Source organism: Acinetobacter sp. YZS-X1-1 (genome assembly GCF_000804305.1).
Lineage (GTDB): Bacteria > Pseudomonadota > Gammaproteobacteria > Pseudomonadales > Moraxellaceae > Acinetobacter > Acinetobacter variabilis.
In genome coordinates this window covers 1-6,131 of sequence record NZ_JWHB01000040.1, presented here as the reverse complement: position 1 = coordinate 6,131, position 6,131 = coordinate 1, and the positions used below count along the sequence as shown (strand labels likewise).

The following is a 6,131-nucleotide window of genomic DNA, read 5'->3' as shown; positions in this document are numbered from 1 at the left end:
AAAGATCAAAAAGATCAAAAAGATCAAAAAGAAGATTAATAAAATCAAGGAAATGAAGCTGATTCTTCATTTCCTTTTTTAATTAATTTCTTAAGCCTGATAGAGTTTTAAAGCAACTTCGGCCAGACGTTTACCCTGTACTTCACACAAAATTTTCTCATCCTGGCTTAAGCCTTGGTCATGTCGTGGGCCACTAACATGACTTGCGCCATAAGGCGTGCCACCACTTTTAGTATTAGACAAAGCTGGTGTCGCATTGCTTAATCCCATGATCATCATGCCATGATGAAACAATGGCGGTAGCATCGTCAGTAAAGTACTTTCCTGTCCGCCATGCATTGAGCCTGACGCGGTAAAAACACAGGCTGGCTTACCATGTAAAGCACCATTCAGCCATAAGCTGGTGGTCTGGTCCCAAAAGTATTTCATTTCTGAAGCCATATTTCCAAACCGGGTAGGTGAACCTAATGCCAAAGCTGAACACTGGGCAAGATCATCTAAAGTACAGTAGATATCGCCTTCTGCCGGAATACTCGGTTCTGCTTCTTTCACCACCGTCGCAATATTCGGAACAGTACGAATTTTTACAGCCATCCCTGCTGCTTCAACACCATTCGCAATCAGATGTGCCATTTCTTTGGTTGAGCCATATTTGCTGCAATATAAAACAAGGACATAAGGTTGCATAAAGTTCTTATTCATTACTTAAAAAAATAAAACTATACGGTATTTCGCAACTTTTTTGGGTAAGCTGAAGAATGAAAATTCATGATGAATAAAAAAATTGAGATTGAAAGCGCATGATCGTTGAATATTTAAAGAAGTTACCTTTTTATGAAAAACACTGGTTTCAATTTATTTTATTTGTACTACGGCGTTTTGAGGCTGACCGGTGTCGTGAGCAGGCAGGTTCACTGACCTATACCACCCTGTTTGCGGTAGTCCCGATGCTGACCGTTTTTTTGGTCATTATCTCCTCAATCAAAGCATTGGAACCGGCAAGACAACAGCTCCAACAGCTGATTTATAGTAACTTTTTACCTAAAACGACCATCGCTTTCGATAAAGCGCTCAATGCCTTCACGGAGAAGTCCAGCAATTTAACTATTATCGGTATTCTTTTCTTATTCATCACCACAGTACTGATGCTCAGTAGCATCGAAACGGTCTTTAACCGGATCTGGCGTGTGACTGAAACCCGCGGTGGCATTATCGGTTTTATGCGTTACTGGACCATAATTTCACTTGGTCCAATTTTGCTGGGCAGCGCCTTTGTGATTTCTTCTACTTTGGCCTCCATGAATATTCTCAGTAATAACTTTGCCGGTTATGAACTGGATGGTGCCTTTATTCTCTCGGTAATTTCCTTTTCTCTGACCGTGCTTGGCTTTTTTATTCTGAACTGGACTATTCCTAATCGAAGTGTACCGCTCAAGTCTGCTTTAATTGCCGGCCTGTTTAGTGCCATCGTATTTGAGCTATTAAAAAACCTGTTTGGCTTTTTGATGTCAAACTTTACCAGTTATGAAATTGTTTACGGCGCTTTCGCAGCAGTTCCTATTTTCCTGCTCTGGATTTACCTGTCCTGGATTATTGTATTGTTGGGCGTGGAAATCAGTTATGCCCTGACTGCATTCGAATCTGGACAGGACAATAAGCGTCATCCTATTGTCATGTTGCTGGATCTATTAGAACTATTTTATAAAAAGCAGAAAACTGGTGAAAGTGTCAGCGAAGCCCAGGCACTAGAAGTTTTAGGACGGGATGAAATTGGACGCTGGCCAAGCTATGTCAGCATGTTTGAAAAACAGAATCTGATTAAACGCACGGATGATAATGAATATGTGCTGGTACGCGATCTAGATCAGGTCAGCTTCTGGAATTTTTATCTACAGCTTCCTTATCCATTGCCGCGCAAACAGCATCTGACTGCTGTACATACCGATGATTTCTGGATGCAAAAATTCTCACCCAAACTGAATGAAACTGATCAATTTCTGGAAGAAAAACTCAATTTTCCATTATCAGAACTGTTCCGCAGTAAATAAATTCAATCCTCTCTTTTGAGAGGATTTTTTTAAGTAGATTGATTTGATTTTCAGCGGATAATCGTCCTTGCTTTCATTAAAGCTATAATCCAAAAACCAGGTGTCGTCATTTTCATTGACCGGGTTTTTATATAGAGGTTTGAGTCTTGATCTGAGGCTCAGGCTTCTTTAACCATCCTTGTAAACTCACCAGAATCACGCCTAGCATTACCATACAAGTACCAACAATAAAGTTGATCTCAATATGCTCATTTAGAATCAATACGCCAAACAGCATGCCAAATACTGGTGTTAAAAAGGAAAACACCCCTAAACGTGAAGCCAGGTAGTGTTTTAGCATCCAGAACCAGATCAGATAACTGGCAAAGGAAATCACCACCGTATGAAAAATCAGGCTGGAAATCGACAAAGTTGTCCATTGAATACTGGCTTGCCCAGTCAAAAAGGACAAAGGCAACAACACCATACCAGCGATCAGCAATTGATAGAATAAAGTTTGGGTTGCAGGCGCTTCAGCCAGCCGGCTAAGACGCACACTTACGGTCGTGGCTGCCCAGAATACACCAGCCAGTAATGCCAGAAAATCCCCCCATAAGGCATGAGATTGTAAAGCAGATCCTGTCTGCGGGCGCAGCAGGAAACTCACCACAATACCACTAAAGGCAAGAAAAATTCCTCCCCATTGCACATGAGACAAACGTTCCGCCGGCAGTTTCCAATGCAAGCCTAAAGCCACAAAAATCGGTGCAGTATAGAGCAAGACAATGGTATGCGAAGCTGAGGTATAACGCAGTGCCTCACCCACCAGATAAAATTCAGCGGCAAACAGCACACCCACCAGTAAACCCGCAGACAAGTATCGTGCACTCCAAAGCTGACGGCGCACACTCTGCTGAATTAAAGGGTAAACCATAAATACAGATAAGGCTGAACGTAATGCAATTTGCATCAGGGCAGAAATATCACTGGCCGCCCATTTCAGCACGACCTGCTGCAAACCCCACAACATACATAGTACAAACATAATGGCAGATGCTTTGACATCTAGTGCCTGACGATGATTCAAAAAATATAGTCCTGTTCTCGATTTGAGCCGCTACATACTAAAAATGTTAGAAGTAGAAGATATACTTCAAAACAGATCAATGAGGGGGTGATTCAGTTAAGAATGGGGATGCATAAAAAACGATTTAGACACTACCCAATCTATATCTAGAAACCGAATGGCAACCGCGTCTGATCAATTTGATAAATTATCCCTTGCTCATTACACTTTTCTAAGCAAAATAAAGGAGCCCTTCGGCTCCTTGATCTCAAAAATCCGGTCTTACTTTACAAATGTCGTCCAGACATAATCCTGATTTTGGCCTTTTAGGGTCATTTTCAATTGATCACCCGATTGCAAGGCAGCCACCCCTGCTGGTGTACCGGTCATGACCACATCGCCTTCTTCAAGTGTAAATACTTGACTAATGTCTGCCAATAAAGTTGCAATATCAAAAATCAATAAAGCTGTATCGCCTTTTTGACGCAGCTCATCATTGATCTCCAGCGTATAGTGCACATCTTTCCAGTCAGCAATCACATCGCCTACTGGCATCCAGTCAGCAAGTACACAAGAACCATCAAAAGCTTTGGCCCGTTCCCAAGGTTGACCTTTTTTCTTCAGGTCATCCTGCAGATCACGTAAGGTCAGATCTAGACCTAAAGTCACAGCGCCAATTGCCTGCAAAACTTTGGCAGGATCATTTTCCTTGCTTAAGGTACGGTCAATACGCAAACTTAGTTCACACTCATAATGACAGTTACCCCAGTCCGGATTCCATTCAATACCAGCATCCAGTGATGTCAAAGCACTCGGTGGCTTGATAAACAGTACAGGACGATCAGGTACCGCATTTCCAAGCTCTTTGGCATGGTCAGCATAACTGCGACCGACACAAACAATTTTCGATGGACGTATACTCATGATCTCTTTCCTGTTCTTGATCTGTCTTATTTCTTGAAGGTATTTTCGAAAATGCTTTGCTCAGTACCATCTTTAAAGGCACGTTTTGGCACAATCACCACTGTACGGTTTTTCAGTTCCAGCATATAGGTCAGCTTGCCGATGGCAAAACTTTGTACTTCATTATAATGCACGACCTTGCTACGCTCGTTATTGAAAATTTCTGCATAGTCCTGAAACAGGTCAATGCCCTGTTCACTTTTTCCAAACTGATATTTTACAAACTGGCGCTTAAACATCATCGGCAGGAACCAGTAGCGCATGATACCCTGCAGAATCAGGAAGAAGGCACCCAAAGCCACATAATAACGACCAACCCCATTCAGGCCCATTGAAAAGCCCCAGATAATAATTCCGATGCTGACCAAAGGCGTTAGAAAGCGTGAAATCTGTTTTTTACCAAAAGTGGCCAGGGCAAATCCATCCTGAGATTCTTCTAGAGTGAGATAATAACGGGTGGATAAAGTCGGTGCTGACTCAGTCATAGCATCACATCAAAAATATAAAATCCTGACCCATACTATATCAAAATATGCTTAAAACTCATGGCTTATGCTATCAATTACATAACTTTGCTTTGGAAATAACTGAATTTAGTTTTAAATAAATCATTATAAAAACAAAAAACACACAATAGGATATTGGATGAAAGGATTAATCCCCTATTTGCTGATGAGTAGCACCTTATTTGCAATCTCACCGGCTTTCGCAAAAATAACGCCATGGACCCCTAATCTGCCAAGCAGTCTTGATGTATTTCAAGGCAATTCTCAGCAACTGGCCGAACTCACTGGCGAGCGTATCCTGATTTATGCGCATCCTGCCAGCAAAACCCATCTACCGACTTTTAAAACGGCTTCTAGTAGCAAATCCCAGTTTTATAGTGCGGCTGTAGTCTTGCCTGCATCCGAAGTACAAATCGAAAAATTACTGCAACATTATCCGAATTATGTCGGCCTGTTTCCCACCCTGAAATCCGCCAAAGTGATTGAACAGCAAGGTAGCATTCAACAAGTCAAATATCAGGTGCATATTCCTACCCCAATTCCAGTCTTAAATTTTAAAGAAACTGTGGTGATGCAGCATCATCTGGAAAATAACAGTATCAGCACACTGATTCTGGATGCGCCAATTCCCTATGGGGCCGGAAAGCTGGAATGGTTTGCACTGAGTCCTAATAAAACCTTAGTGACGGTGACGCAATGGGGCGATCTGAACCAGCCACAAGGTTTTCTGTTTAGCAAGATTCTAAATGCTCTGCCGGAAGCCAAACTCGGCATTCCTGCTGGCACTAATGCCTTTCTGCTTGAAGCTTTACAGCAGCGTTTTAAATATTCTTCTGCCATAGCTTTAAATACGGCAGTGCCCCAGGTTCAGCTCAGTAATCAGCAAACCCAGAAAATTGCCCAGCTCAGTCAGAAATCAGGACAGCCTGTCAGCTTTATTTTGCCCAATTATCAGGTCAAGGCCGGTAAAGATTCAGAAAATCTAAGATTCAGTACCACCTATCAATATTTCTCGCATTCCACTGAGAAGCTGCAGCCCTGGTTATCGGCTCAGGCCAGCCAGAAACTCTTTCCGCGACAAATCAAAAAAGTGGAACTGAATCCAGTCAACCCGCAAAGTATTGATGCTAACTACAAGGTATCAATCGGCTTGGGCGTCATTCAGATTCCCTTTAATTTTAAAATGCGTTTTGAACAGCCACATACCTTACAAAACCAGTTCTATGCCAATGGCGGAGATTTAAAATTTGTACAAGGTGGAATGAAACTTTTGCCTCAATCTCAGGGAACGCTATTCCAGATTACCAGTTCCATGAAAATTCATGATCAGGCGCCTTTTTTACTGAAAGCTATGCGTAGCCTTCCCTATCATGACATGTTGCCGGCTGTTGGTGGCAATACCGTTTACGCTTTGAAGATACAGCAGAAATTAAAATCTTAAGTTCATTTCTAATTATTGGTTTTTTATATGAAAAATTAAAAAATACAGACGTAAAAAAACCGCATCAATGTGCGGTTTTTCAGAATTCTTTATCAAGATTGGTGCGCTCAGAGAGATTCGAACTCCCG

The 6,131-nt window shown here is 41.9% G+C and carries 6 protein-coding genes; 2 read left to right on the top strand and 4 right to left on the bottom strand.

The window, feature by feature from the left end:
• Positions 1–90: 90 nt before the first annotated feature.
• A complete protein-coding gene (wrbA, locus tag RJ01_RS14505) occupies positions 91–687 on the bottom strand; it encodes an NAD(P)H:quinone oxidoreductase (protein ID WP_034171608.1) in 597 nt (198 codons plus the stop codon).
• Between the two features lie 113 nt (positions 688–800).
• Here wrbA and RJ01_RS14500 point away from each other — a divergent pair, with 113 nt between their 5' ends.
• Positions 801–2,048 carry a YihY family inner membrane protein gene (locus RJ01_RS14500; protein WP_034171607.1) on the top strand — a complete coding sequence of 416 codons (1,248 nt, stop codon included), beginning with the start codon at positions 801–803 and terminating at the stop codon, positions 2,046–2,048.
• 127 nt (positions 2,049–2,175) lie between these two features.
• On the opposite strand, the gene RJ01_RS14495 is transcribed toward RJ01_RS14500, so the two are convergent.
• The 3 genes from RJ01_RS14495 to RJ01_RS14485 form a co-directional block, all read right to left on the bottom strand.
• Positions 2,176–3,114: a DMT family transporter gene (locus tag RJ01_RS14495; RefSeq protein WP_034171606.1), complete on the bottom strand. Its 939-nt coding sequence runs from the start codon at positions 3,112–3,114 to the stop codon at positions 2,176–2,178.
• Positions 3,115–3,375: 261 nt separating this feature from the next.
• Positions 3,376–4,017 carry a fumarylacetoacetate hydrolase family protein gene (locus tag RJ01_RS14490; RefSeq protein WP_005233782.1) on the bottom strand — a complete coding sequence of 214 codons (642 nt, stop codon included), beginning with the start codon at positions 4,015–4,017 and terminating at the stop codon, positions 3,376–3,378.
• A gap of 26 nt (positions 4,018–4,043) precedes the next feature.
• Positions 4,044–4,541, bottom strand: coding sequence for a YcxB family protein (locus RJ01_RS14485; RefSeq protein ID WP_034171605.1), 498 nt, complete (start codon positions 4,539–4,541; stop codon positions 4,044–4,046).
• Between the two features lie 160 nt (positions 4,542–4,701).
• On the opposite strand from RJ01_RS14485, the gene RJ01_RS14480 reads away from it, so the two are divergent.
• Complete coding sequence (locus tag RJ01_RS14480; RefSeq protein ID WP_034171604.1) at positions 4,702–6,003, top strand: hypothetical protein; 1,302 nt, start codon at positions 4,702–4,704, stop codon at positions 6,001–6,003.
• The last annotated feature ends 128 nt before the right edge of the window (positions 6,004–6,131 follow it).